Origin of the sequence: Nocardia sp. NPDC050412, from assembly GCF_044458825.1 — a bacterium.
Taxonomy (GTDB): domain Bacteria; phylum Actinomycetota; class Actinomycetes; order Mycobacteriales; family Mycobacteriaceae; genus Nocardia.
This window is the reverse complement of the sequence record NZ_JBITIJ010000008.1, coordinates 154192-179961: the sequence shown is the minus strand read 5'-3', so window position 1 is coordinate 179961 and position 25770 is coordinate 154192. Positions and strand designations below refer to the sequence as shown.

At 65.5% G+C, this 25770-nt stretch carries 21 protein-coding genes and 1 riboswitch; of the genes, 10 read left to right on the top strand and 11 right to left on the bottom strand.

From position 1 onward, the window contains the following. Nucleotides 1–13 precede the first annotated feature (13 nt). Entirely contained in the window at nt 14–1069 is a 1056-nt protein-coding gene (locus tag ACIBI6_RS23650; protein ID WP_396957784.1) for an alpha/beta hydrolase, read from the bottom strand. Between the two features lie 250 nt (nt 1070–1319). On the opposite strand from ACIBI6_RS23650, the gene ACIBI6_RS23645 reads away from it, so the two are divergent. Further along, nucleotides 1320–2717 carry an FAD-binding oxidoreductase gene (locus tag ACIBI6_RS23645; protein WP_396957782.1) on the top strand — a complete coding sequence of 466 codons (1398 nt, stop codon included), beginning with the start codon at nt 1320–1322 and terminating at the stop codon, nt 2715–2717. 99 nt (nt 2718–2816) lie between these two features. Next, the gene (locus ACIBI6_RS23640) at nt 2817–3656 is read left to right on the top strand and encodes a glucose 1-dehydrogenase (protein WP_364354053.1); all 840 of its coding nucleotides are present in this window, start codon (nt 2817–2819) and stop codon (nt 3654–3656) included. Between the two features lie 516 nt (nt 3657–4172). On the opposite strand, the gene trpS is transcribed toward ACIBI6_RS23640, so the two are convergent. Both trpS and ACIBI6_RS23630 read right to left on the bottom strand, forming a co-directional pair. Beyond that, nucleotides 4173–5213, bottom strand: coding sequence for a tryptophan--tRNA ligase (gene trpS, locus ACIBI6_RS23635; protein ID WP_396957780.1), 1041 nt, complete (start codon nt 5211–5213; stop codon nt 4173–4175). A gap of 227 nt (nt 5214–5440) precedes the next feature. Beyond that, nucleotides 5441–6496, bottom strand: coding sequence for an alpha/beta fold hydrolase (locus ACIBI6_RS23630; protein WP_364354047.1), 1056 nt, complete (start codon nt 6494–6496; stop codon nt 5441–5443). A 556-nt stretch (nt 6497–7052) separates the two neighbouring features. Between ACIBI6_RS23630 and ACIBI6_RS23625 the strand changes: the two genes are divergently transcribed. Together ACIBI6_RS23625 and ACIBI6_RS23620 are read left to right on the top strand one after the other, a co-directional pair. Next, entirely contained in the window at nt 7053–7505 is a 453-nt protein-coding gene (locus ACIBI6_RS23625) for a DUF2752 domain-containing protein (RefSeq protein ID WP_364354239.1), read from the top strand. A 24-nt stretch (nt 7506–7529) separates the two neighbouring features. Next, the gene (locus tag ACIBI6_RS23620; protein ID WP_364354044.1) at nt 7530–7718 is read left to right on the top strand and encodes a hypothetical protein; all 189 of its coding nucleotides are present in this window, start codon (nt 7530–7532) and stop codon (nt 7716–7718) included. Here the strand turns inward: ACIBI6_RS23620 and ACIBI6_RS23615 are convergent. The 3 genes from ACIBI6_RS23615 to ACIBI6_RS23605 all read right to left on the bottom strand — a co-directional run bounded on the left by ACIBI6_RS23615 (nt 7715) and on the right by ACIBI6_RS23605 (nt 13638). Continuing rightward, on the bottom strand, nt 7715–9070 hold the full coding sequence (locus ACIBI6_RS23615; protein ID WP_364354041.1) for a M1 family metallopeptidase: 1356 nt from the start codon (nt 9068–9070) through the stop codon (nt 7715–7717). The genes ACIBI6_RS23620 and ACIBI6_RS23615 overlap by 4 nt on opposite strands. Then, nucleotides 9070–13095: a Pls/PosA family non-ribosomal peptide synthetase gene (locus tag ACIBI6_RS23610; protein WP_396958006.1), complete on the bottom strand. Its 4026-nt coding sequence runs from the start codon at nt 13093–13095 to the stop codon at nt 9070–9072. The genes ACIBI6_RS23615 and ACIBI6_RS23610 overlap by 1 nt, the downstream gene beginning before the upstream one ends. Before the next feature lie 120 nt (nt 13096–13215). Next, nucleotides 13216–13638: a MarR family transcriptional regulator gene (locus ACIBI6_RS23605; RefSeq protein WP_364354035.1), complete on the bottom strand. Its 423-nt coding sequence runs from the start codon at nt 13636–13638 to the stop codon at nt 13216–13218. 81 nt (nt 13639–13719) lie between these two features. On the opposite strand from ACIBI6_RS23605, the gene ACIBI6_RS23600 reads away from it, so the two are divergent. Further along, nucleotides 13720–15141: a DHA2 family efflux MFS transporter permease subunit gene (locus ACIBI6_RS23600; RefSeq protein WP_396957777.1), complete on the top strand. Its 1422-nt coding sequence runs from the start codon at nt 13720–13722 to the stop codon at nt 15139–15141. Nucleotides 15142–15179: 38 nt separating this feature from the next. On the opposite strand, the gene ACIBI6_RS23595 is transcribed toward ACIBI6_RS23600, so the two are convergent. After that, nucleotides 15180–15806 carry a LysE family translocator gene (locus tag ACIBI6_RS23595; RefSeq protein WP_396957776.1) on the bottom strand — a complete coding sequence of 209 codons (627 nt, stop codon included), beginning with the start codon at nt 15804–15806 and terminating at the stop codon, nt 15180–15182. A 113-nt stretch (nt 15807–15919) separates the two neighbouring features. Beyond that, nucleotides 15920–16033: riboswitch (SAM riboswitch) on the top strand. A gap of 46 nt (nt 16034–16079) precedes the next feature. Here ACIBI6_RS23595 and ACIBI6_RS23590 point away from each other — a divergent pair. Continuing rightward, a complete protein-coding gene (locus ACIBI6_RS23590) occupies nt 16080–17402 on the top strand; it encodes an aminotransferase class V-fold PLP-dependent enzyme (RefSeq protein ID WP_364354026.1) in 1323 nt (440 codons plus the stop codon). 57 nt (nt 17403–17459) lie between these two features. Here the strand turns inward: ACIBI6_RS23590 and ACIBI6_RS23585 are convergent, their stop codons facing one another. Together ACIBI6_RS23585 and ACIBI6_RS23580 are read right to left on the bottom strand one after the other, a co-directional pair. Beyond that, entirely contained in the window at nt 17460–18011 is a 552-nt protein-coding gene (locus ACIBI6_RS23585; RefSeq protein WP_364354023.1) for a flavin reductase family protein, read from the bottom strand. A gap of 101 nt (nt 18012–18112) precedes the next feature. After that, entirely contained in the window at nt 18113–18586 is a 474-nt protein-coding gene (locus ACIBI6_RS23580; RefSeq protein ID WP_364354020.1) for a YbaK/EbsC family protein, read from the bottom strand. A 163-nt stretch (nt 18587–18749) separates the two neighbouring features. On the opposite strand from ACIBI6_RS23580, the gene ACIBI6_RS23575 reads away from it, so the two are divergent. The 3 genes from ACIBI6_RS23575 to ACIBI6_RS23565 all read left to right on the top strand — a co-directional run bounded on the left by ACIBI6_RS23575 (nt 18750) and on the right by ACIBI6_RS23565 (nt 21992). Further along, entirely contained in the window at nt 18750–19571 is an 822-nt protein-coding gene (locus ACIBI6_RS23575) for a crotonase/enoyl-CoA hydratase family protein (protein WP_396957773.1), read from the top strand. Nucleotides 19572–19662: 91 nt separating this feature from the next. Continuing rightward, a complete protein-coding gene (locus ACIBI6_RS23570; RefSeq protein WP_364354014.1) occupies nt 19663–20169 on the top strand; it encodes a MarR family transcriptional regulator in 507 nt (168 codons plus the stop codon). Between the two features lie 59 nt (nt 20170–20228). Further along, nucleotides 20229–21992, top strand: a complete 1764-nt coding sequence (locus ACIBI6_RS23565; RefSeq protein ID WP_396958005.1) for an MDR family MFS transporter — start codon at nt 20229–20231, stop codon at nt 21990–21992. A 253-nt stretch (nt 21993–22245) separates the two neighbouring features. Here ACIBI6_RS23565 and ACIBI6_RS23560 read toward each other — a convergent pair whose 3' ends face one another. Continuing rightward, entirely contained in the window at nt 22246–23490 is a 1245-nt protein-coding gene (locus ACIBI6_RS23560) for a hypothetical protein (protein WP_364354011.1), read from the bottom strand. 606 nt (nt 23491–24096) lie between these two features. Between ACIBI6_RS23560 and ACIBI6_RS23555 the strand changes: the two genes are divergently transcribed. After that, complete coding sequence (locus ACIBI6_RS23555) at nt 24097–24852, top strand: maleylpyruvate isomerase family mycothiol-dependent enzyme (RefSeq protein ID WP_364354008.1); 756 nt, start codon at nt 24097–24099, stop codon at nt 24850–24852. A 31-nt stretch (nt 24853–24883) separates the two neighbouring features. Here the strand turns inward: ACIBI6_RS23555 and ACIBI6_RS23550 are convergent, their stop codons facing one another. Beyond that, nucleotides 24884–25729, bottom strand: a complete 846-nt coding sequence (locus ACIBI6_RS23550; RefSeq protein WP_364354005.1) for an ESX secretion-associated protein EspG — start codon at nt 25727–25729, stop codon at nt 24884–24886. Nucleotides 25730–25770 lie beyond the last annotated feature (41 nt).

Below are 25770 nucleotides of genomic sequence, written 5' to 3'. Positions count from 1 at the left end.
GCGTTCGGGTTTACTATGTCAAGCCGAGTCCGTGGGAAAGGACCGGCCACGATCGCTTCAATTCATCTTCCCAATAACCCCAGGAATGTGTTCCCTCATCGAAGTTGTAGGTAGCCGGAATGTCGAGTGATATAAGCTTCGCCTGCAGATTCTTCATGCAGTAATTGGCGGCTGCTTCGATCACGCCACCGAGCAGAACCTGATTTGTCAGTCCGTCGAGGCCGGGTTCGGCATGCGCCCCGTCCAGCATGTCATATTTTCCGGGCAGGCCATTGCCCGACGAAAGATAGAGGTCGATGCCACGCAATTTATCGGCGTGCAGGTATGGATCATTTTCCGTCCATTCGGGCGAATCGACCGGGCCCCACATGTTATCGGCGTTTCCGCCACCCCAGGCGATCACGAGCTTCAGGAACCTGGAACCGATCGGATCGCTTGTCTGCGCGCAGCCGCTATATGCGGCAGCCGCCCGGTAGAGGTCGGGTCTGGCAATGGGCAATGCCAACACTGTTGCGGTGGAAGCGGAAATTCCCGCGATCGCATTGACTCCGTTGGTGCCCAGTGCGGCATTGATCAGCGGTGGCAATTCATCGGTCAGATAGGTCTTCCATTTATTGCGACCCAGTACCGGGTCGTCCTCGCGCCAGTCGGTGTAGTAACTGAACCTGCCGCCGATCGGCTGGACCAGATTCACATTCTTATCCGACATGAACTGCCGAGCGTCGCTCTGCGCCTGCCAGGACGCGTCGTCCTGGCCACCGCCCGCGCCGTTCAGCAGATACAAAGTCGGCCGTGGAACCGAGCCGTCCGTGGGACGTTGGACCTCGACCGGGAATTCAGCATCCATCGCCGCGGAATAAACCTGTAGTCGGGTATTCCGGTCGTCGATGTACTCGACGTCGGTTATGCGCGAACCATCCTCCGAAACCGTATCGATGGAAATCGTCGCGGACATGGTGACCTGGTCGGCAAATGCCGTCGGCGTGCCTAGCGCCGTACCGACAAGCATCCCCACCAACGCGATGCCGACTACCGATCTGGATACTCCTCCGATTTCGCCCCTGTTCATACCCAAGCTTTTAGCATCGAGTTTCCGGCCGGTGCCGGACCGACACGTCGCCGACGGGTCCGAACCAGGTACGGCCGCGGTGCACCAGCGTTAATATGTCAAGCGCGCCACATCACCCGGATGGCTGGTTGTGTGCGTGGCATTGGGATCGCACCACCTCTGTGTCGGTGCCGCAGCAAGAGTCGGCGACGCGGACCGCGTGACCCGCTCTTCCACGAGTGGTCGGGGACCCGGTGGCTGGAGAAATGCCATGACCCGAACAATGAATTCCGACTTCAGAGCACTGCGATCCGCGATGGGCGGTCCGGTGTTCGCTCCTGCCGACGCGGGTTATGACCATGCCCGATCCATCTGGAACGGTGCCATCGACCGGCGTCCAGCGGTGATCGCGCAATGTCTATCTGCCGAGGATGTGGCCGCGGCCTTGGCTTTTTCCAGGGACCACGACCTCGAGGTGGCCGTGCGCGGCGGTGCCCACGCCTATAGCGGCACGGCCGTCGGCGACGGCGGCATCATGATCAATCTCGGCGTGCTGAACAGCGTCGTTGTGGATCCGGCGACCAGTAGCGCCCGGGTCGGTGGCGGCGCGACCATGGCGAATATGGATGCCGCGACCCAGGCGTTCGGACTGGCCGTGCCCGGCGGGGTGATCAGCGATACCGGCGTCGGTGGCCTCACCCTCGGTGGCGGCATGGGTTGGCTGACCCGCGTAGCCGGACTGTCGATCGACAATCTCATCTCGGCGCAGGTCGTACTTGCCGATAGCCGCATTGTGCGGGCGTCCGAGACCGAGAATTCGGATCTGTTCTGGGCACTGCGCGGTGGTGGCGGGAACTTCGGCGTCGTCACCGAATTCGAATATCGCGCGCATCAGGTCGGGCCCGAAGTGCACGTCGGGTTCTTCTTCTGGCCACTGACGGAAGGGGCTGAGGCACTCCGTCTGATTCGTGATTTCATTCCTGCGATGCCGCCCAGGTCGGGCGTGCTGGTCGCCGTCGGGTTATCCGCGCCGTCGGAGCCCTTCGTGCCCGATCAGTACCACTTCGTGCCGGGCCATGCCCTTATTACCGCCGGTTGCGGTTCTGCCGAAGAACACGCCGAAATGCTGGCGCCGATCCGCGATGCGCTCACCCCACTCTTCGAATTCATTACCCCGATGCCCTTCACCGGATTGCAGTCGATGCTCGATGCGTCGGCGCCGTGGGGCATTCACGGATATGAGAAGGCGCTCGATCTAGACGACTACTCCGACGAAGTGATCGCGGTCTTGGCCGAGCAGGCCGGGAAGAAGACTTCGCCGCTGTCGTTCATGCCGATCTTCACACTCGACGGCGCCTTCACCGCCGTCGGCGAGGAGGACACCGCATTCGGCGGCGCGCGCTCGGCACACTACGTCTGCAATATCGAAGCCGCCGCCCCCGACGCCGAGATATTGGCCGCCGACCGGGCGTGGGTGCGCTCGACCTGGGAAGCGCTGTGCCCCTTCGCCTCCAACCAGGGCGGGTACGTCAACTTCATGGCGGAGGCGGGCGAGGACCGGGTTCGCGCATCCTACGGACCTGCGAAATACGCGAAATTGGCCGATATCAAGTCCGAATACGACCCAGGGAACGTCTTCCACCGCAACGCCAATATCAAGCCGGGCTGACCCGACGGGGGAGTTTGGCCCGGGATGGTCGGGCAATTACCGGGGATGTCACCGCTGCCGACCGGTGGCTTTCGAGGGCGACGAGAAGGGAGCCGGACGATGGGTTTCGCCGAGCAACAGCAGGACGTCCCAGGTGTGCAGACACTGATGAAACCGGTGCCGGACTGCGGTGAACGCAGTTATCGCGGCAGCGGCAAGTTGACCGGGAAGGCAGCGGTCATCACCGGCGCGGACAGCGGTATCGGCCGAGCGGTGGCGATCGCATTCGCCCGCGAAGGCGCCGACGTGGTGATTTCCTACCTCAACGAGCACGATGACGCGCGCGAGGTCGCCGAATTCGTCCGCGAGGCCGGCCGCCGAGTCGTCACGATCGCGGGCGACGTAGCCGAGCCCGAACACTGCCGAGCGGTGATCAACGCCGCGGTCGCGGAATTCGGGAAGGTGGATGTCTTGGTGAGCAATGCTGCCTACCAGATGACCCACGAGACGGTCGAGGAGGTCAGCGACGAGGAATTCGACTACACCTTCCGGGTGAACGTGAACGCTTACTTCGCACTGGTGAAGGCCGCATTGCCGCATATGGCCCCGGGATCGTCGATCATCGGCAGTTCCTCGGTGAATTCCGATATGCCCTCGCCGACGCTGGCGCCCTACGCCGCGACCAAGGCCGCCATCGCGAATCTGTCGGCCAGTCTGGCACAGCTGTTGGGCCCCAAGGGAATCCGGGTCAACAGCGTGGCACCGGGCCCGATCTGGACCCCGTTGATCCCGTCGACGATGCCGCCGGAGAAGGTGGCGAATTTCGGTGACAACACCCCACTCGGCCGTGCCGGACAACCCGCCGAGCTCGCCCCGACCTATGTGCTGCTCGCCAGCGACGACGGAAGCTACATCTCCGGAGCGCGTGTCGCGGTCACCGGTGGCCGGCCGATTCTGTGAGCTGGATGCCCGCGGCGGCGGTTTGAACAGCGGTTGTTCGGCGGCGGGTGTGCCGCAGATCATCTGCGTCGATGCCGCACATGTCGGCGGCGCGCTGCGGAGTCCAGCCGGATTCGGCCGCAGCGAGATCGTCGACGTCGACCGTATGTGCAGATCAGCTTCTGATTCGGTCGTCACGTGGCGCGGATCCCGGGGCCCGCGCATTGACCGCTGCCTATCAGTTGTTCAGTAATTGGTCCCATTGCGGCGTCGAGGGTGCGGTTCGCGATTTCGTTGGCGTGTTCGTTTCGGGCGTGGGCATGTCGGTGGTTGTGCGTCAGTAGTTGTTGCCGTTGCGGCGCGGGTCTCGTCGAGGGTGTGGTTTGCGATTTCGTTGGCGTGTTCGTTTCGGGCGTGGGCATGTCGGTGGTTGTGCGTCAGTAGTTGTTGCCGTTGCGGCGCGGGTCTCGTCGAGGGTGTGGTTTGCGATTTCGTTGGCGTGTTCGTTTCGGGCGTGGGCATGTCGGTGGTTGTGCGTCAGTAGTTGGTTCCCGTTGCGGCGCGGACCTCGTCGAGGGTGTGGTTTGCGATTTCGTTCGCGCGTTCGTTTCCGGCGCGCAGGACGGTGCGGACGAACTCCGGGTCGCGGGCGAGGTCTGCGCGACGTCGGCGGTGTGCGGCGAAGTAGTCGTTGACCGCGTCGGTGGTGAATTTCTTGAGGGCTCCGGCTCCGGCATCGCCGATATCGGCGGCGAGGGTTTGTTCGTCGATGCCGGTGCAGCGTGCCGCGGTGGTCAGTAGGGCGCAGATGCCGGGGCGGTGTTCGGGGTCGAAGGTGATAGTCCGGTCGGCGTCGGTCTGGGTGCGGCGGATGACGGCGGCGGTTTGGTCGGCGGTCATCGAGAGGGCGATCGCATTGCCGTAGCTTTTCGACATCTTTCGTCCGTCGAGGCCCGGAATTTCGGGAGTCGCGGTCAGCAGAGGTTGCGGCTGCGGGAAGGTGTGGCCGTAGCGTTCGTTGAAGCGGCGGGCGATCACCCTGGTCAATTCGATGTGCGGCAGGTTGTCCTTGCCGACGGGGACCAGATTTCCCTTGCAGAACAGGATGTCGGCGGCCTGATGGACCGGGTAGGTCAGCAGTAGTCCGCTCAATGCGCGCCCTGCCGCGGCGTGTTCGGCCTTGACCGTGGGATTTCGATGTAGTTCGGCCTCGGTGACCAGACTCAGGAAGGGCAACATCAGCTGGTTGAGTGCGGGGACTGCCGAATGGGTGAAGATCGTCGCGCGGTTCGGGTCGACGCCTGCGGCGAGGTAGTCGAGAACGGCGTTGTAGACGTTGTCGCGGACGGGGCCGATGCCGTCGCGGTCGGTGATGACCTGGTAGTCGGCGAGGATGACGAAGGTATCGACGCCGAGATTGTGCAGCCGTACTCGTTCGGCGATCGTCCCGAAGTAGTGGCCGAGATGCAGCGGGCCGGTTGGTCGTTCGCCGGTGAGGACCCGGTATCGGCTGGGATTGGCCGCGATGGCGTCTGCGAGTGCGTCACTGCGGTCGCGGGTGGCGGAGTAGGAATTCAACGTGGGGCTCCTGGACGATCGAGGGCCGTACGAAACCTCGTTCCGCGCAGGAACATTCACGGGCCGCGTACAGCCCGTGGACATGGTTGATCAGGGCTGCTGAGGCAGCCGACGCCAGATCCGTCGAATGGTGATCACCCGTCGAAGATAACAACCGTGACCAGTGGCGTTCAAGGAATTTTCTGCTGGGGCCGGGCGCCGTTGACCAGCCCCAGCAGAGGTTCGGGTCAGCCCGCGGCGGCCGTGCGTGGGTTGGCGCGCTGGACCACGTCGGCGAGCAGGGTATTGAAGCGGTCGGCGGCCTCGATATTGCCGAGGTGGCCGGTCGGCCAGACCTGGTAGTCGGCGAGATGACCCGCTTCGGACAGGGCCTCGACGATCGGGCGGGACATGCGTTCGGGCAGCAGGTGATCCTCCGCGCCCGCGATGACCGTGGTCGGCACCGTCAGGTGCTTCGCGGCGTCGCCCAGGTCCAGGCTGCCGATGGCGGCGGCGTGCAGGCCGCGGGTGAGCGGGCGACACGAGCGGACGATGCCGAGCGCGAAGTCAACCTCGTCACGGGTGGCGGGCTTGGACATCACCCGGGCCTTGAAGACCGCGCTGACCGGCCAGCCGCCCGGCAGCGGAATCGGCGCGCTGAGTGCGGTTTCCGCGATAACGAGCGGCACGCGGACGCTGGCCCCGAGTACGGTCAACGGCCGCTTGGCCACCATGAGCGGCTTGTTGAACAGCGGCAGCAGATCGGTTTCGTAGCGGATATCGCTGGCCGCGGTGTTAGCCATGACGACGGCGCAGGCGCGTCGAGTGACCTGTTCCGGATAGCGAGATGCCCACGCCTGCAAGGTGATTCCACCCATGCTGTGCCCGACGAGGACGGCGCGCTTGCCGAGTGGGACAGCTGCCTCGAGCACGGCTTCGAGGTCGTCGGCCAGCGTCTGTGCGCCCGGGCCGGTGCTGCCGAGGGTGCTCTCGCCGTGGCCGCGCTGATCGTAGGCGAGCACGCGGTAGCGGTCGGCGAAGGCGTTGATCTGCGGATTCCAGTACTCGATGCAGCAGCTCCAGCCGTGGATCAAGACGATGACATCGCCGTCGGCGGGACCGTAGGCATGGACCCTGAGTTTGGCCCCGTCCACGGTGGTTACCGGGATTATCTCGGGGGTGGCGGCGGGCTTGTTGAGCGACGCGGTCCGGTATGTCCGGGACCGAAGTCCGGCACGGTAGGCGGCGGTCAACGGTTCGTCTCCGCGCACTTCAGCCAGCGTCCTCATCGACTTGACCAGCATTTGAGCACTCCTTTGTGTCTGCCGCCACAGTACAGTGCAAGCTGAGTGCTTGCTACTGCTAGCGCTCCCAGTGGCGGAATCCTGGCTCTATCGGGTGGATACCCGAAATTAGGTCGGCCAATAGTCTGTCGTGAAGAAACATGAGCACGAGCCGCTTCTTCTTGGATATCGCCGGTGCCCGAGCCGCCCGTTACCCACGCCGTCGTGCCCTGTCGCCCCCAATCGCGGTCCGACCCACGGTCGCCGGTTCTCGGGCGTCGACGACGGGTGCAGCTGGCGCCAGCCTGCGGCGGCCGAAGCTCGGCTGGAGGCGAGGAAGCCGGCGATAACCTCGGGCATCACCAGGCGGACCGGATCGTCCGGGTGGAAATCTCCGGGACATCGCGGCGATTGGGAGCGCGAACGAAAACGACCACGGATGAACGGTCTCCGGCGTCCATTTCGACCGCGACCGAGCCGGAGAAATCGCTGTCCGGCGTACCAGCGGTCCACCGTGTAGCGGGGACGAGCTGTGGCGGGGGTGGGGCGGCCGCGGCTACCGTTGGTGCTTGTGGAGATGAGGCATGCGGTATCGGTCGCACATCAAGGACCGGAACAGCCGAGGCGTATCGGGCTGCGCGCCATGGGGTGGCCGCTGGTGGCGGCGGGCGTCGGTATCGGAGTCGCGACCCTGCTGCATTTCCGCGATCCGCACGGCGAAGGCTCCTACGGAATCTGCCCGGTGTACGCGCTGACGGGGTTGTATTGCCCCGGCTGCGGCGGCATGCGCGGCATGCACAATCTGACCGACGGCCGAATTCTCGATGCGGTACACAGCAATCTGCTCGTGCTGCCGCTGGTGCTGGCCTTCGTGCTGTGGATCGGTGACTGGTCGATCCGCGCCTGGCGCGGCGAACGGATGCGACTACCTCGGATCAGCCGCACCACGATGTGGCTTTTCTTCGCGCTGCTCATCGGGTATTCGGTGCTGCGAAATACGCCGTGGGGGACCTGGCTCACGCCGGTCTAGCCGTTTTTCAGGAAGGCTTCATATATGAGTGATTCGTTGAAGGAACGCGTGCGGGCGAAACTATTGCGCCAGCTCGAAGAGGACGGCATCCGGGACCAAGAGCAGGACGACCCGCGCGAGATCTCGGTCGGTGCCGATCTGGACGCACTCGACAGCGTCGCCGAAGACGATCCGCTGGTCGAAGAACTCGCGGCGCGCTACCTGGTTTTCTAACGCGAGGTCGAATTAGCCTGCCCACCGGAGGGCGGCAATTGCGGCAGCGGCTCGGAAAGCAACCATGCGTCCCACAGCGACCGTAGCGGCACCAGACTGTAATGGCCGGCCAGATCGGTGAACTCCTCGGTGCTCACCGACGCGTGCCGATAGCGAATCGTCCACTCGCGCAATAGATCCCAGAAGGCAAGCTCCCCGATCTCCAACCGCAGCGCATGCAGGGTGAGCGCGCCGCGCTTGTAGACGCGATCGTCGAACATGCGCTGCGTGCCCGGATCACCCACGATGATGTCCTGCGGCTGCCGGAACAGATTGTGCCGGGCAGCGCGCGCCAGCTGATCGGCGGTCGGCCCGCCCGCTGCCTCCGACCAGATCCACTCGGCATAGCAGGCGAAGCCCTCGTGCAGCCAGATATCACGCCATTGCCGGATGGTCAGGCTATTGCCGAACCACTGGTGCGCGAGTTCATGTGCGACCAGGCGTTCCGCGCCGCGGCGGCCGTCGCAGTGGTTGGCGCCGAAGATGGAAATGCCCTGCGCTTCGATCGGGATCTCCAGCTCGTCATCGGTGATCACGACGGTGTAGGCCTCGAACGGGTATGGGCCGAACTTCTCGGTGAACAGCTCCATCATCTTCGGCTGGCGCTCGAAGTCGTGTTCGAAATTCGCGCGCAGTCGCGGCGGGACCACGGCCTGCATCGGCACCGAACCGCGCGGGCTGCCGATGCGGTGTTTGCGGTACGGCCCGATTTGTATGGTGGCCAGATAGCTCGACATCGGTTCGGGCTGTTCGTAGACCCAGGTGGTCTGGCTGGCCTTGGTCTGCTTGCGCAGCAGGGTGCCGTTGGCCAGCGCGTAGTACGGGGTGTCGGTGGTTATCGAAATCCGGTAGCTGGCTTTGGAACTCGGGTGATCGTCACAGGGGAACCAGGATGCGGCGCCATTGGGCTGACTGGCGACCAAGGCACCCTCGGTCAGTTCCTCCCAGCCGACCTCGCCCCACGGCCCGCGCACCGGCTTCGGTATGCCCGCGTACTGGATGACCAGGCCGAGTACCCCGCCCGCCGGAATCCGCTGCTGCGGGGTGATCACGAGTTTGCCGTGTTGATGGGTGTACTTCGCGGCCTTGCTCCCGTTGACGAAGACCTTGGCGACGGTGAGCGACTGGGACAGGTCGAATGCGAAACGCTCTCGGACGGCGGTAGTCACCGCGGTGATCTCGGCGCGGCCCGCCAGTCGGTTGCTGGCGAGCTTGTAGGTCAGCTCCAGTTCGTACCGCGATACCCGATAGCCGCGATTTCCGTTCTGCGGTAGGTATTCGTCGATGGGCTCTTCGTAGAACTTGGCCCGCATCAGCTGGCCGCTCCGGCCTCGCTCGGCCTCGGCACCGGACTGGACCACGGCGCGATCGGATTGCCCCACCAGCGGGTGGACGGCGGCACGGTGTCACCGCGCATGACCAGCGAGGCAGGGCCGATGGTCGCGCCGGCGCCGATGCTCGCGGCGGGCAGGGCGACGCAGTGCGGTCCGAGGGTAGCGCCCGCGTCCAGGATCACGGTGTCCATGGCCATGATTCGATCGTGGAAAAGGTGGGTCTGCACCACGCAGCCGCGTTCCACGGTCGCGCCGTCACCGAGTGTCACCAGGTCCGCCTCCGGTAGCCAATAGGACTCGCACCATACCCCGCGGCCGATCTTGGCGCCGAGTCCACGAAGCCACAGATTCAGTACGGGGGTGCCGGTCGCGGCGCGCGCGAACCACGGCGCGGCAACGGTTTCGACGAAGGTGTCGGCAACCTCGTTGCGCCATACGAACGAACTCCACAGCGGATGCTCCTCGGCGCGAATTCGCCCGACAAGCAACCACTTCGCGGTGACCGCACTTGCCCCCGCGATCGCACCGGCGGCCATCAGCACCAGACCGCAGAGCAGTCCGGCGACAAAGTATCCGGCCGATTCCGCGATCCAGGCCAGCGTGAACAGCACGCCGAGGCCGATGGCGAAGGTCACGAGCACCGGGAGCAGTCGGCAGGTTTCCACGATGCCGCGGAACACCTTCAGCCGCAGCGGTGGCTCGAAGGTGCGTTCGGTATCGCCGGTTTCGGAGGCGCGGCGCAGTCGCACCGGGGGGCTGCCGAGCCAGGACGAACCGGCCTTGGCCTTGGACGGTGCCGCCGAAAGCACCGCGACCAGGCCGTTTTTCGGCACTCGTCGACCGGGTGCGGTCATACCGGAATTGCCGAGGAAGGCGCGCTTGCCGACCTTCGCATCACCGATGTGCAGCCAGCCGCCGCCGAGTTCGTAGCTGGCGATCATGGTGTCGTCGGCGAGGAATGCACCGTCGGCGACCGTGGTGAATTTCGGTAGCAGCAGCACCGTGGACGCCTCGACGCTCTTACCGACCTTCGCGCCGAGCAGGCGCAGCCACACCGGGGTCAGCAGGCTGGCGTAGAGCGGGAACAGGAAGGTGCGCGCCGAATCCAGCAGCCGCTCGGTGGCCCAGGCCTGCCAGCCGACCCGGCTGCGGACGGGATGATGTCCTTCGATGAGTCCAATGCTGAGCAGCCGGACTGCGATGAGGGTGGCCACGGTGTAGACGGCGAGGCTGAGCAGCGTTGCGACGGGCAGGATGGCGAAACCCTCTGCGAGTGCACCCGCGAGTGTGCGGGCATCGCGAATGAACCAGGCAATGAATGCACCGCCCGCGGCCAAACCGAGAATGGGCATGGCCGCCAATGCCATCGAGGTCACGCCGAAAATCGCGACCCAGTGCGCGGCCCTCGCGGGAGTGTGTGCCGGCCAACGATGCTGGGCCTTACCGACTTTCGTGGCGGGCGAGCCGGCCCACTCCTGTTCGGCCTTCACCTTGCCCGATACCGACGATCCGGCCGCGATCTCCGCATTCTTGCCGATTTTGCTGCCGGGTAACAGGATCGAGCGCGCACCGATCACCGCGCCCGCACCAATGGTGATCGGGCCGATGTGCACCACATCGCCATCGATCCAGTAGCCCGACAGGTCGACCTCGGGCTCGACACTGCAGCCGTCGCCGAGTTCGAGCATGCCGGTGACCGGCGGCAGGCTATGCAGATCGACGCCCTTGCCGATCTTCGCGCCGAGTGCCCGCGCGAAGGGCACCATCCACGGTGCACCGGAGAGACTCTCCGCACCGCTGGCCTCCGAGAGCCGGACCGCCGCCCACAGTCGTAGGTGTTCCGATCCGCCGCGCGCGTAACTGCCGGGCCGCACGCCGCGCAGCAGAATCCGAGCGCCGCTCGCGCAGATCACCATGCGACCGGGCGGTGAGATGAAGATCAGGAAGGCGACCAGCGTCCACCACCAGGACAGATGCGGCAGCCAGGGCAGCGAGCCGGACCAGCCCGCGATATTGCCGACGATGGCCAACCAGGTGAGCCACTGTAGGCCGGTGAGCGTGGTGAGCGGGACGGTGGCCAACACCTGGGCCCATTGGGCGCGCAGTGGCGTCGGGCGCACGATCCGTTCCTCGACAGCGGCGCTCGGCGAGGTCTCATCGAGCAGTTCGGCCAGCGCGCCGAGACGTGGATGGTCGTAGAGATCGGCGACGGTAATGCGCGGATAACGTTCGCGCAGTGCGGTGACCAGCTGTGCCGCCGAGAGCGAGCCGCCGCCGAGGTCGAAGAAGTCGATATCCGGACCGGTGACCTCGGCACCCAGGATCGAATCCCACAGTCCGGCAATCCATTGCTCGGTTTCGGTGAGTTCGCCGGTCACGGTGTCGGTTTCGGAGGTGTTCGGCAGCGGCCACGGCAGGGCATCGCGGTCGACCTTGCCCGAGGTGCGGGTGGGCAGGTCCGAGACGATGGCGAGTCGGGGAACCAGCGGTGCCGGAAGTTGTTCGGCGAGTTGAGCTCTCGCGGCCCTGAGGTCGAAATCGGGTGCGGTGCCGGTCAGGTAGCCCAGCAGGACTTTGTTGCCCGCCTTGGTGGTTCGGATCGCGGCCGCGGCCCCGGTGACGCCGGGTAGGTGCTGTAGGGCATTGTCGAGTTCGCCGAGTTCGATGCGGCGGCCGCCGAGTTTGATCTGATCGTCGGCGCGGCCGAGGAAGATGAGACCAGCGCTGTCTTTGCGCACCAGATCGCCGCTTCGGTAGGCGCGGTCCCAACCGAGTGACGGTAGTGGAGCGTATTTTTCGGCGTCCTTGGCCGGATCGAGGTAGCGGGCCAGGCCGACTCCGCCGATCACGAGTTCACCGGATTCGCCCTCGTCCACCGGGTTTCCGGCGGCGTCGACAACGGCCAGATCCCAGCCGTGCAGCGGCAGTCCGATCCGGACCGGGAAGCTGCCGTCCAGCAGTGCCGCACAAGCAACGACTGTCGCCTCGGTGGGGCCGTAGGTATTCCAGACCTCACGTTCGGTATCTGATTCGCGGCGTTCGCGGGGCCCTATGTGGTCACGCTCCGCTACCTCCTCCGGGCCCGGCGCTCGCGCCGCGGGGCTTCCGGCAAGGCGTTCGGCGAGTTCGGGCGGTACCGCCTCGCCGCCGAAGATCAGCAGCCGGACCGGCTCGAGTGCCTCGGCGGGCCAGGTCGCGGCAAGGGTGGGGACCGTCGAGACGACGCTGATTTCGTGTCGGACCAGCCAGGGACCGAGATCCGCGCCGGTGCGGACCAGGGCGCGCGGTGCCGGGACCAGGCAGGCGCCATTGCGCCAGGCCAGCCACATTTCCTCACACGAAGCATCGAAGGCGACCGAGAGTCCGGCCAGGACCCGGTCGTCCGGACCGATCGGGGCATCCGGCAGGAACAGGCGCGCTTCCGCGTCGACGAAGGCGGCGGCATTGCGGTGGGTGACGGCGACGCCCTTCGGGGTTCCGGTGGATCCGGAGGTGAAGATGATCCAGGCATCGTCGTTGGGTGTGGGACGAACGGTCGATGCCTCGCGGGACTCGGGCCGTTCGACGGCTATCGGCTCGATGCCTGCCGCGGTCACGATCGCGGTGACGCGGGCCTCACCGAAGACGAGTCGGGCGCGTTCCTCCGGGTCATCGGCGTCCACCGGGACGTAGGCCGCACCGGCGAAAAGAATGGCCAGAATAGTGACGTAAAGCTCATGTGTGCCGGACGGCAGGCGCACGCCGACGCGGTCGCCGGGGCGCACACCCGCCGCGGTCAAGCGCACGACTCCGGCGTCGATTTCGGTCAGCAATTCGGTGTAGCTGAGCACTACCCGACCGTCATCGATGGCGGGCGCCTCCGGATGGGCCGCCGCGGTGCTGTTCAGGATGTCGACAAGGGTCCTGGCCTGCGGCGCGAGTGCGCCGCACAGCAAGGGATCGGGTGTGCGGAGCCCGTTCACGGGGTCCGTGCCCGCCGCGGTGTCGACCTGCGGCCGCAGCATCACGTCGTGCCCACCTCTCATAGACCTGCCTAGCGCTTCCTCGTTGTTGTTTCACAGCAGGGTTACCAGTGGGCAAACGCCACGGTGACCAACTTTCTACGGTACCTGCGCCCTATCGCCTCAAACCTCTTCGCCGAGCGCCTTCAGCGCCAGGCGGTGCAGCGTGCGCCGCTCGTCCTCGTCGAGTCGGTACAGCACCCGCTCGGCGGCCTTTTCGATGAGCTCATCGGTCTTGCGGCGCTCGGCGCGCCCGGACTGGGTGATAGACAGCCGGTATTTGCGCCGGTCCATCGAATCGCGGGTGCGGATGACGAATCCGGCCTCCTCCAGGCCGTCGATGAGCCGGACCACCTCGCTGCGGTCGATGCCGAGAGCGGTGGAGACCTGCTGCTGGGACAGATCGTCGAACTCCTCCAGGCAGACCAGCACCCAGTGTTCGCGCAATGACGTGCCCATCTCGGCGTGAACGGCCTTGTGCAGCTTGCCGAGCGCGTACGTCGGGAAGCGGAGCAGGCCGCGAGGGTAAATGTGGTCAGCGGGCATTCGGTAATTATATCTATTGTTGAGGTGCCAGATTGTTGATAACCTCCGCAATCTAGGTTGTCTACAAATAGCGGAGGATCCATGTCGGATACTCGAACGGCCGTCGCCGCCACCGCACCCGCACTCGAACCCATTCCCGCGCGGGTATGGCGGGTGGCCGGTGTGGTGGTCTTCGGCGCCGTCATGAGCATGTTGGACACGTCGCTGGTGAATATCGGGCTGAACTCGATCGCGACGGATCTCGGTGCGGCACTGGACAGTGCCCAGTGGATCGCGAGCGGCTATCTGCTCGCACTCGCCGTCACGCTGCCGCTGTGCGGTTGGCTGGGGCGGCAGTTCGGAATGGACCGGGTCTGGTTGACCGCGCTCGCCGGGTTCACGGTGACATCCGGACTGTGTGCGCTGGCTCCGAATATCGGCTGGCTCATCGGTTTTCGGATCGCGCAGGGCCTGACGGCGGGGCTATTGGTGCCCGCTGGGCAGACGCTGCTCGGTCAGGTCGCGGGACCGCAGCGGCTGGGCCGGGTGATGAGTGTGGTCGGTATCGCGGTGGTCGCCGCACCCGCGATCGGGCCGACCATCGGCGGTGTCATGCTGGCGAATCTGGATTGGGAGTGGTTGTTCCTGATCAATATCCCGTTCGGGCTGGTGGCGTTCGTGCTGGGGCGTCGGGTATTGCCGCGGGCGCAGGCGTCGGGCAACGGCGGCAGATTCGATGCCATCGGGTTCGCATTGATCGGGGTCGGGCTATCGGCGTTGGTTTATGGACTGGGTGAATTCGGTAGTCGCGGTAGCATTTCCGCGCCGACGGTGTCGGTGTCGGTGGTGGTCGGGGTGCTGGCGCTCGGGCTGTTCGTGGCACGGTCGGTGCGCGGTGGGCGCCTGCTCGATGTGGGACTGTTCCGGCATCCGGTATTCGCGACGGCGAATGTGGCGAATTCCTTCGCCGGTGCGTCACTTTTCGGGTCAATGCTGTTGCTGCCGTTGTACTTTCAGGTACTGCATCATGACGGTCTCATCGCGACGGGGTTGCTGCTCATGTCCTTCGGGATCGGTGGCATCATCGCGCTGCCCGTCGGCGGTCGGTTGACAGATCGGTACGGCGGGGGAGTGGTCGCGGTGGTCGGCAGTGCGGTAACCGTAGCGGTCACGGTGCCGTTCGCGCTCGGCGATGCCTCTATGAATCCTGTTGTCGTACAGGTACTTCTGTTGATCCGCGGCATGGCGACCGGCTTGACCGGGGTGCCGATCGTCGCCGCGGCTTACGCCTCGGCGCGGCCCGAGCAGTTGCCCGATGCGGCAGCGTTCGTGAATATTCTGCAGCGGGTCGGCGGGTCGATCGGAGCGGCATTGCTCGCGGTGGTGCTGTACCGTGCGGCCGATGCCGGATTGTCGGTGGATGCCGGATTCCGGCAGGCGTTCTGGTGGCTCACCGCCGCCTCCGTCATTTCGTTGGTAGCGTCGCTATTGCTGTGGCGCAAGGAGATTCAGCCTAAGCTGTGATGCTGTGCGCCGGGTCGGTGGATATCCGGCCCGGCGCGTTACGCGGCCGAGGCGGCGGTCCCGATGCCGAGCGTGGCGAGGATGGCCGCGCTGATCTGCTCGAGCCGATCGCGAACCCGGGGGCGCCGCAACATGGCAACCGCCCGGGACGCCAGCAGGGCCAGCAGGATCATTTCGACGGCGGCAATGGAGCATTCGATGGCCCCGAGCGCGAGGGTGTTCAAAAACGTGACATCGGTGAGGAATTGCGGCAGTACCGCCAGATAGAACAGTCCGACCTTCGGGTTGAACATGCACGACACCAAGCCAGCGGCGAATGCTGAGCGAATCGAGGTCGGAGCCTGTGTGGCCGACTGTCCGGACGTCGCGGCGGTGTCTTGCCTGCGGTGATCGATCAGCGCCCGAATTCCCAAGTACACCAAATAGATTCCGCCGATGACCTTGAGCGTCCGGTAGGCCGTCGCGGATTGCTCCAGCAGTGCGGCGACGCCGGCCGCGACCACGACTGCCCACACGATCCCGCCCAGTGCCGAGCCGATCGCCGCGGCGATGCCGGGTCGCGCGTCCACGATCGAGAATCGCAGCACCAGGAACGAATCCGGGCCGGGCGTAATCGACAGCAGGATGCACAGGCCGACAAAGCTGAGCAACAGGGAGAGCGTCACCTCTCGATCAGACCGCACATCACTCGGCATTGCAAGGTTATTTATTCTACTGCATGTGTATGCAGCCAAGACGCGGTTGACAGGGCGGTGGGACATCTGCCAATCTCGGTTCAGGTCATGAGTACCAGCGTCAAGCCCCGGCTAGCTGGTCGGCAACCCTCCTCCGCGGTGGGGTGCTCCGGGTGACGACCGGGCCGCAGCCCGACCGGGTGCGGCAAGCGCGGACTCGGATGATCACCGGATTTCGGGTCCCAAAGCCGATGGGATTTTGTGATGACCGCTGTAATCGATCAGAGCTGTGCCGCCCTCGCCCGGGTCTCCGGCGACGACCTCCAGGTGCCGCTCGTACAGGGCGGAAAGACCACCTACGCGAACTTCGACTATGCCGCAAGCGCACCGGCATTGGCGCAGGTCACCGATCGGGTGCAGCAGTTGCTGCCGTTCTACGCGAGCGTGCACCGAGGTGCCGGTTACGCTTCGCGGATCTCCACCGAGTGCTATGAGGCCGCGCGCGGTTCGGTCACCCGGTTCCTCGACGCCGCCGACGACCAGGTCGTGGTGTTCACCCGCAACACCACCGATTCGCTGAATCTGCTCGCCGCCTGCGTACCCGGCGACACCGTGGTGCTGGATATCGAACATCATGCGAACTTCCTGCCCTGGACCCGCCACGGCCGTCGCGTCGTCAAGGCCGCGGCGACCGTCGACGAGACGATCCGCCAGCTGATCGCCGAATTGTGCAGTAAGCCAGCCGCATTGCTCGCGGTGACCGGTGCTTCCAATGTGACCGGTGAGGTGCTGCCGCTCGAGCGCCTGGCCACCATCGCACACCAGTGCGGTGCCCGTATCCTGGTAGATGCCGCGCAGCTGGCACCGCACCGTCGAATCAGTCTGCGCTCCACCGGAATCGACTACCTCGCTTTTTCCGGCCACAAGCTCTACGCACCGTTCGGCGCTGGAGTGCTTGTCGGACGCCGGGATTGGCTCGATGCCGCCGAACCGTATCTGGCGGGCGGCGGTGCGGTCCGCGAGGTCACCACCACCAATGCGGAATGGGCGGCCGCGCCGCAGCGTCACGAGGCCGGTTCGCCGAATGTCCTGGGTGCGGCCGCACTCGCCGCCGCATGTGACGCGCTGTGCGCGATCGATCCGAAAACCCTTGCCGTGCACGAGCGACGGCTCGCTGATCGCCTGCGCGCCGGGCTGTCCGAAATTCCCGGTGTCAACCTGCTGCGCATCTGGGACGACAGCCCCGACACCGTCGGCATTGTCGCCTTCACCCTGGACGGATTCATCCCCGGCCACGTCGCGGCCTACCTCTCCGCCGAACACGGAATCGGCATTCGCGACGGCCGCTTCTGCGCCCACCCGCTGCTCGAGCGCCTAGGCCTCGACGGTGCCCTGCGCGCCAGCATCGGCCTCGGCACCAGCTCCGACGATGTGGATCGGCTGGTCGAGGCCATCGCGACTCTGGTCGACAAGGGTGCGTCGTGGAATTACGCCAGCACCGACGGAGTTTGGAATCCGACACCCGAGACCCGCCCCTTCGCCCGCCCCGATTCCACAGATGGTGCCGCGCCCTGCTCGATCGGCTGATCGGATCCCCCTCGGACTTCGCAGCGTTGCCGGGCAGGCGAATCCGCCCGGCCGCGCTCAGTCTTCGAGCGAGGTCGGGCGGTAGTAGCGGCCGCGGTAGTAGAGCAGCGGAGCGGCGCTGGGCTGTTCGTCGGTTCTGTCGTGGACCCGGGTGACCAACCCGACGACGAAGGTGTGATCGCCGATGGGGATCAGCTGTTGGATGGTGGCGCGGATCCAGATGGGCGTGCCGTGCAGCACGGGCTCGCCGGTGTCCAGGGTGGTCCAAAGTGAGCGATCGCTGAAGCGTTGATCGGCGGTGCGGGCGAAGCGCTTGGCCAGCTCGTGCTGATGTTCGCCGAGGAAATGGATCACCACGGAGTCGGCCGCCTGCAATGCCGTCAGGCTCGACGAAGTGTGGGCGATATTGAAGGAGATCAACGGGGGTTCGAGGGACAACGAGGCGAAGGAGGTCGCGGTGAAGCCGACCGGGCCGTTCGCGGAGCCCAGGGTGACAACGGTGACGCCCGCCGGATAGTGCCGCATGGAAGCGCGGTACAGCTCGGCGGTGATACCGCTCAGATCATCGGGAATCTGGATATCCGTAGCGGGGGGTCGAGCTTCGGTCACAGCTGCGCCTCGCTAGCGCTCGGCTGCGCTGCGACCGTTGGTGCGGTGTTGATGGTTCGCGCGCTCACATGACGAAACTACGCCGTGTGCCGGTGTGGCGTTCAATCCACATCAATGGGTAGCCCGGCGGTGATGCGCACGAGTTCGCGAAACGAGGTGCGGAACACGGTATTCGGATGTCCGCCCGCGGCCCAGACCTCCCGGTGTGTGGACAGCGCGTTATCCACCCAGGTCGGCAGGTTGGTGGGATGGCCGACGGGTGCGATGCCGCCGATGGGCTGACCGGTCACTTCCTGCACCATCTCGGCGGGCGCGCGGGTGAGTTTGCCTTCCAGCCGTTCGCCGGTGCGCCCGAGGTCGACCTGGTGTGCGCCGGAAACCAGCAGCAGCACCGGATCATCATCCAGGAGGAACACCAGTGATTTCGTGATGGCGCCCACATCGATGCCGAGTGCACGTGCGGCATCGGCGGCGGTGGGCGTGGGGGCGGGCTGAGTGACGATGACACCATGGTGGCCGCGCGCGATCAGGGTATCCGCGACCCGGCATGCGACTGGTGGAAGCGACCTGCGCATGGAACCAGAGTAGAGCGATTGCGGGCAGTGTGCCGGTTTAGTTCTCAGTCAGTGGTCGGATAGCCAGGCGGGAGAACCACTGCGGCGCACCGGCTTTGCACAGCATTTGCAGGCAGTACGGACTGGTCTGCTGGCCGGGGCACTTCTGCTTTACGCTATACGAATGACTGATTGGCAGGCTTTCGCCGTCGAAACCAAGGATCACATCGGCCAGGTCACGCTGACCGGCCCCGGCAAGGGCAATGCTATGGGTCCGGATTTCTGGCGGGAGCTGCCGGAGATCTTCCGGGAACTGGATGCCGATCCCGAGGTTCGTGCGATTGTGCTCACCGGTTCCGGGAAACATTTCTCCTACGGACTGGACCTGCCCGCGATGGCCGGGACCTTCGGTCCGTTGATGGCGGATAAAGCGTTGGCCGCGCCGCGTACCGACTTCCTCTATGAGGTGCGCCGGATGCAGGCCGCGGTGACCGCGGTGGCCGATTGCCGCAAGCCGGTCATCGCCGCGGTCTCCGGCTGGTGCATCGGCGGCGGGCTGGACCTGATCGCCGCCGCGGATATCCGCTACGCGAGCGCGGATGCGAAGTTCAGCCTGCGCGAGGCGAAGGTCGCGATCGTCGCCGATATCGGCTCGCTGCACCGGCTGCCCGGCATTATCGGCGAGGGGCATCTGCGCGAACTCGCCTACACCGGTAAGGACATCGACGCGGCGCGTGCCGAGAAGATCGGCCTGGTCAACGACGTATTCGCCGATCAGGAGGCGACGCTGGACGCGGCGCATGCCATCGCGCGCGAGATTGCCGCGAATCCGCCGCTGGTGGTGCAGGGTGCCAAGGATGTGCTCGAGCAGCGCACCAAGGACCAGGTGGCGGCCGGGCTGCGCTATGTCTCGGCGTGGAACTCCGCATTCCTGCCGTCGGAGGATCTCACCGAGGCCATCCAGTCGGTGTTCGAGAAGCGAGCTCCGGAGTTCAAGGGCCGGTAAAGGCCGGTTATTCACTTGCCCTAGCCTTTGGTCCGCGCACATACTTGTATCACGCAACTAATTGATTGACGCAAGTAAAGGTGCGAGTCGGGTGGATGAGGACGAGCTGTCGGTCGACGCGATCGCGATGCAGCTCACCCGGCTGCAACGGATCCGGGAGCGGACCGCGGCGCAAATGCGGAGCAAGGACGGCGTGGATCCAGCGGCGTTCGCGGTCCTGTTCCGGCTGCTCTGTGACGGACCGATGCGTTCGGGCGCGCTCGCCGAGGCGGTGCATTCGGACGCGTCGACGGTCAGTCGGCATGTCGCCCACCTCGTCGACCGACATTTGGTGGAACGGCAAGCCGATCGCAACGACGGCCGCGCCACCGTGCTCGTCGTCACCGAACGAGGCCGCGAGATCGCCGAGCGGATACGCAGGCGCAGGCGCGAGAACCTGACCCGGGTGATGGCGGCCTGGACTCCGCAGGACCGTGCCGCATTCGCCGAACTGCTGCGGCAGTTCGTCGACGACTTCGAGCGGGCCAAGCCCGCGATGGTCGCGGCAATCCGCCAGGACCAGCACCAATTCGACCTCGATACGGAGAACGATTCGTGACCGCACCGGCCACCGTGGCGGAGCCCACGGGTTTCACCCACAGACAGATCCTGACCATCATGAGTGGTCTGCTGCTCGGCATGCTGCTCGCGGCGTTGGACCAGACGATCGTCTCCACCGCGATCCGCACCATCGCCGATGATCTCGACGGCTATTCGATGCAGGCGTGGGCGACCACCGCCTACTTGATCACCGCGACGCTCGCGACACCGCTGTACGGCAAGTTGTCCGACATGTTCGGCCGCAAGCCCTTCTTCATGGCCGCGATCTCGATCTTCGTGGTCGGTTCGCTGCTGTGCACGATGGCGCAGTCGATGTACGAGCTCGCGGCGTTCCGCGCATTCCAGGGACTCGGTGCGGGCGGCTTGATGTCGCTGGCGCTGACCATCCTCGGCGATATCGTCAGCCCGCGTGAACGCGCCAAGTATCAGGGCTACTTCCTCGCGGTATTCGGCACCTCCAGTGTGATCGGCCCGGTGCTCGGCGGTGTGCTGGCCGGACAGGACAGCATCCTCGGGATCAGCGGCTGGCGCTGGGTCTTCCTCGTCAACGTGCCGATCGGCCTGATCGCGCTCGGCGTCGTCTCCAAGGTGCTCAAGCTGCCGAAGCGGCCGCATTCCACCGACCGGGTCGACTGGTGGGGTGTGCTCGTGCTGGCGATCGGCCTGGTGCCGCTGCTCATCGTTGCCGAACAGGGTCGCGAATGGGGTTGGGGCAGTGGACGTTCCATCCTCTGTTATGTGATCGGACTGCTCGGTGTCATCGGTTTCGTGCTGGTCGAGAAGTCGATGAAGGATAAGGCGCTGATTCCGCTGCGGATGTTCGCCAATAAGACCTTCGCGCTCGGCGTGGTGATCTCGGTCGTGGTCGGCTCGGCGATGTTCGGCGGTATTTCGCTGCTGCCGCAGTACCTACAGGTGGTGCGCGGATCCAGTCCGACGCTGGCGGGTCTGCAGATGCTGCCGATGGTGCTCGGGATGATGACCGGCTCGATCGTATCCGGTCAGCTGATCTCGCGTACCGGTCGTTACCGGATCTTCCCGCTCATCGGCGCGAGCATGTTGACGCTGGGCCTGTTCCTGCTGCACTTCGTGAATGCCGACAGCCCACTGTGGGTCGCGATGATCTTCATGGCCTGCACCGGATTCGGACTCGGCAATCTCATGCAGCCGCTCACCATAGCGGTGCAGAATGCGTTGCCGCCCAAGGATATGGGCGTCTCCACCGCCGCGGCCACATTCTTCCGGCAGATCGGCGGCACGATGGGTGTCGCGGTATTCCTCTCGATCCTCTTCGCGCAGTTGACGCCGAATATCTCCACGGAGATGAAGTCCGCGGCCACCGATCCGGCGTTCCAACACGCCGTGGTCGAGGCCGCGCACAGCAGCAATCCCGCTGATGCCGCGCTCGCGAAAGGCCTGCTCGCGCAGGATACTTCGGCAGCCAGCGGGGTGCTGAAGGACAGCTCGATCGTGCAGCAGCTGAGTCCGGAGCTGGCGCGGCCGTTCAAGGTCGGGTTCGCCGAGTCGATGTCGACGGTGTTCCTTTGGGTGACCGGTCTCGCGCTGCTCGGTCTGATCCTGGTGCTGTTCTGGAAGGAAGTGCCGTTGCGGACGGTCGGCGGAATCGAGGCGGCCAAGGGTGCGGCGGCGGCCAATGGTGCCGGACCCGATGTCGTGGAGCGCACGGGCCTGTTGACCGCGGGCGGCGAGGCGGTGAGCCCATCCCAGGACGCTTTGGATGAGCTGGCGAAATCCGTGCCGGGCACGGCCGGTTCGACCAACGGTGCCGGACCGAGGTCCGGCGGTGCCGGTTCCGCGTGAACCCGGCCGAATCGCGCCCGGTTCCGGCACTTGCCGGGGCCGGGCGCGACCCGTTTCACGGTCTGGATAGAAGCGTTCGCCAGGCAGCGGGGTAGTCCGGTGGCCTCGCCCGGAACGACCCGTACCGCGCCGAGGAAGTTGGGGGCATGGCGTTCGAGAATGAAGATCCATGGTGGAGACGGAGCAGCCGCACCGTGATGCGTATCGGTGCGGCTGCCACGTTCAGCGGTGGGTGGATCTGCTCACCGTGCCCTCAGGAATGAGCGTCGATCTCGTTCACGAGCCACGTGCCCAGTTCCTGGGTCATAGTGGTATGTCCCTCGTTCCTGCTGGCGCAGGCGAAAGCGTCGAGTTCGCTACCGCCGTCGCGGATCTCGCTGTACAGCGCGTCACGGTTGTCGATCTCGCCTGCGGCGACGGCGCTGATGGAGGGAATGAAACACGAGGTGTTGAACTGCAACTCGACCTCGGATCCGAGCAACCCCATAAGTATGGCGGCCATCCCGAAACTGGCTGGGTTGCCCGGCAATACCGGGTTCTCGGGGAACAGGCCGCCGGGAGCGCCATCGATATCGGGCAGTCCGTCGGTGCGGATCTCGATCGGGGGCTGATCTGCCCCGTGCAGGGTGGCCACGGCCTGCTGACCCGGTGCCTGGGTGCGCAGTGTGGCGTCGATCAGCAGGTCGCCGCCACCGCTCACCGCCGTCAGCGCGGGACCGATCCCGTTTCCGTTACCGGTCCTGACCCCGTTGGCGACACCGATCTTGCGGATACCCTGCGGCCATCCACCCACCGCATCCAACTGCTGCAGGAAGGTGCGTCGTTCCAACGCCTGGTCCGGTTGGTCGCCGATCTTGCTGAGGTGCCAGCGAGACATCTGCCGCGCGGCCGGGCTGTTGATCAGGTCGGAGAACTGGCCGAAGATGGGCGAAGTCGCACCCCACTTGTCCTTGAGGAAATGCGCGAAAGCCTGCATCGAGATCGGCAGCCATGCACCACGATGCGGGGTGTCGTAGGACAGGTACATGCTGGTCTCGGGGTCGGGCAGGTCCGGATCGTGCTGCATCTTGGCCAACGCGTAGCGGGTCACCATCCCGCCCATACTGAAACCACCCACCGCCAGTTTCGCTTTACCGGCACGCCTGCGAATGGCGGTCTGGATGCACTCGATGGCTGTGTTCGCGTTGTCCGGGATCGACGCCGCCCGGTTGTCGTAGCCCAGCACGATCACATCCCGGCCGATCGCGTGCAACTCGCTGATGAAGCGGTATCGCCCGTTATTCTCCAGACCGGCCCAGAGCTCGCCGAGGTCACTCGCGCCCAGCGAGAACCCGTCGGCGAGGATGACCGGTTTGGTGAGTTGCCGCTGGTTCAGCGGGCTGTAGTAGACCCATGCGGTTCCACCGCGGAGGGGCCACTCATCGTCTGGCTCCTGCGGCGTGGGGTACGCGGCGCGCGCCGCGGGACTGAGCGAACCCCAGATGTTCACAACAGGCATCGTCCTGCTCCTCGACTGGTCGATTGACACGCGGATTCACTGGACTGAGAAGGGCCGGGCACTCAACTGAGCACGCGAGCCTTTCATAGCGTAAAGCTATTTCCTCTCGATGTGGCCCATTCGCTGGTCCCGAAGGCAGTGTCGACTGGTGACATTTTGATGTCGCGTCAGCCCAGCGCCACTATCGTCGACCGCGCCGCCCTACTTCCTGATTCCCGCCACTACGGGGCACTCGTCACCGTCCATGCCGATGGCAGCCCGCGGCCGGTAACCTGCGGACCGGATCAGCAGTGCGAATCGTCGTTTCCACCTACCTCCGGGCGCGCCGACATCCGCCGTGAGCCGCGCGTCTCGATCTGTGTGCTCTCCGACGATTCAGCGACGCCTAGGTGTAGGTCGATGGTCGAGTCGCGGTGCTCGGTATACCCTCTCGCGCTCGACGCCCTCGTGCGCCCGTCGATGTCGTCGAACACCTCGGCGAACCACCTCACAACATCGTTTGTTCACCACCAATCGCCCCTGCGTCGAGGTGATGATGTCGTATTCCAACTCATCGAACCTCAGCGTGCCCATCGAATCGAGTTGCGCTGAGTTAGAGTCGAATTCGTGACCTCGCTCGACACATCGGCGCTGCGCAAAGCATTGCTGACTGAGACCGATCTGCTCGCCGACCTTTACCGGTCCGCCGACCCGAAGACGCCGATACCGACCTGCCCGGACTGGACCCTGTCGAACCTGATCGCGCACGTCGGCGGTGGAAACCGTTGGGCCGCAGCGATGATTGCCGACCGGGCCACCGAATTCCTGGAATTCCAGCAGGTTCCCGATATCCGTCGGCCACGTGACTTGGACGAGGCAGACCGCTGGCTGCGAGCCGGCGCCCGAGCGGTGATCGACAACATCGACACAGTCGGTTCCGATGTCCCGGTCTGGACGCCGTTCGGCTCCCCGCGCCCGGCCGAATGGTGGGTGCGCCGACGCCTGCACGAGGCGACCGCGCACCGCGCCGACGCCCTGCTCGCCCTGGACCGCGAGGTGGCCATCGCCCCCGAACTCGGCGGCGATGGACTGTCGGAGTTTCTCGAGATCGTCGAGCGAGGCCCGCGCTTCGAAACACCGCTCGACGAAGGCACCAGCCTGCGATTGCGCGCCGTCGATACCGATGACGCCTGGACGATCCTCCGATCCGGCGACACGATCACCAGCGGCGACAGCGAGGCACCGGCATCGTTGACGGTGAAGGGCACCGCCGTGGATCTGTATCTCCTGTTGCTGCGCCGGATCCCAGCCGACAGCCCACGGCTCGAGACCTCCGGAGACCTGTCCGTGCTCGCGACCTGGCTCGAACGCATCAAATTCTGAACCTGGCCGCGGGTGCCGGTTGTGGGGATGTTCAGTGGCGGGTGCGGAGGTATTCGTCGTGTTCGCGGTCTTCGCGGTGATAGCGCTGGGTGAGGGTGGTGAGGCGGTGGATTTCGGCGGCCATGGCATGAGGTTCGATGGGTTTGGCGACGATGGGGTCGCCGGTTTTCACGTAGTAGCGGCCGTCGGGGTAGTCCATCCACCAGAAACCGCGGGACGGGGTGGGGCGGGCGTCGAGGGCCGGGCCGGGGCAGATGGTTATTTCGCCGAAGGCGGAGCGGGGGCGCTGGAAGATGCGGTCCAGTTGGTCGATGGGGCCGACGTCGTGGGCGCGGCGGATGTGGCGCTCGCGCTCGGCGGCGATTTCCGCGCGGCGGATCTCCAGCGGTGGGTGGGCGCCGGGTCCGCACGCCGGTAGCGCGGCCACCGCGAGTCGGGCGACGCGCTCTGCGGCGCAATAGGTTACGAGAATATCGCCGCCGGTGTCCGGACTCGAGCCGGGGAATTGTTGCAGCGCTGCCCCGGCCTGAGCGCGGACCGCGCCGTGGAACCGGTAGGCACGCAAAACATCGACACCTCCGAAACCCTTCGACTCGACACGGACATCCGGCTCGAGCAGAACCTCGACGGCACGTTCGAGCTCGGGCGCGTACTTGGCCAGCAGGGAATCGACGGCGGCCTCGCGGTGCCGCTTCAGCTCATCGAAGTCGGCGATGTCGGTGCGATAGTGCAGCGGATAGGGCAAGCGGTCGCGACCGTATGCGGCCCAGAGGATTTCGAACTCCAGACCCGTGAGCCTGTGACTACCCGTCCCATCCACACGCCCGCCCGCCGTCCCGCTGCCCATACCCACTCCGCCGCCTTCATCAATTGTCATTCTCTGCGCTCACCCCTCCACTGCTCAGCCTCGCTCACGCT

What these genes read in the sequence shown, in the direction of transcription:
- ACIBI6_RS23550 (WP_364354005.1), bottom strand. Translation starts at nt 25,729, where the DNA reads ATGACAATTGATGAAGGCGGCGGAGTGGGTATGGGCAGCGGGACGGCG.
- ACIBI6_RS23560 (WP_364354011.1), bottom strand. Translation starts at nt 23,490, where the DNA reads ATGCCTGTTGTGAACATCTGGGGTTCGCTCAGTCCCGCGGCGCGCGCC.
- ACIBI6_RS23590 (WP_364354026.1), top strand. Translation starts at nt 16,080, where the DNA reads ATGACCGCTGTAATCGATCAGAGCTGTGCCGCCCTCGCCCGGGTCTCC.
- ACIBI6_RS23630 (WP_364354047.1), bottom strand. Translation starts at nt 6,496, where the DNA reads ATGCTGGTCAAGTCGATGAGGACGCTGGCTGAAGTGCGCGGAGACGAA.
- ACIBI6_RS23615 (WP_364354041.1), bottom strand. Translation starts at nt 9,070, where the DNA reads ATGCGGGCCAAGTTCTACGAAGAGCCCATCGACGAATACCTACCGCAG.
- ACIBI6_RS23600 (WP_396957777.1), top strand. Translation starts at nt 13,720, where the DNA reads ATGTCGGATACTCGAACGGCCGTCGCCGCCACCGCACCCGCACTCGAA.
- ACIBI6_RS23620 (WP_364354044.1), top strand. Translation starts at nt 7,530, where the DNA reads ATGAGTGATTCGTTGAAGGAACGCGTGCGGGCGAAACTATTGCGCCAG.
- ACIBI6_RS23625 (WP_364354239.1), top strand. Translation starts at nt 7,053, where the DNA reads ATGAGGCATGCGGTATCGGTCGCACATCAAGGACCGGAACAGCCGAGG.
- ACIBI6_RS23575 (WP_396957773.1), top strand. Translation starts at nt 18,750, where the DNA reads ATGACTGATTGGCAGGCTTTCGCCGTCGAAACCAAGGATCACATCGGC.
- ACIBI6_RS23605 (WP_364354035.1), bottom strand. Translation starts at nt 13,638, where the DNA reads ATGCCCGCTGACCACATTTACCCTCGCGGCCTGCTCCGCTTCCCGACG.
- ACIBI6_RS23610 (WP_396958006.1), bottom strand. Translation starts at nt 13,095, where the DNA reads ATGCTGCGGCCGCAGGTCGACACCGCGGCGGGCACGGACCCCGTGAAC.
- ACIBI6_RS23640 (WP_364354053.1), top strand. Translation starts at nt 2,817, where the DNA reads ATGGGTTTCGCCGAGCAACAGCAGGACGTCCCAGGTGTGCAGACACTG.
- ACIBI6_RS23645 (WP_396957782.1), top strand. Translation starts at nt 1,320, where the DNA reads ATGACCCGAACAATGAATTCCGACTTCAGAGCACTGCGATCCGCGATG.
- ACIBI6_RS23580 (WP_364354020.1), bottom strand. Translation starts at nt 18,586, where the DNA reads ATGCGCAGGTCGCTTCCACCAGTCGCATGCCGGGTCGCGGATACCCTG.
- ACIBI6_RS23650 (WP_396957784.1), bottom strand. Translation starts at nt 1,069, where the DNA reads ATGAACAGGGGCGAAATCGGAGGAGTATCCAGATCGGTAGTCGGCATC.
- ACIBI6_RS23565 (WP_396958005.1), top strand. Translation starts at nt 20,229, where the DNA reads ATGAGTGGTCTGCTGCTCGGCATGCTGCTCGCGGCGTTGGACCAGACG.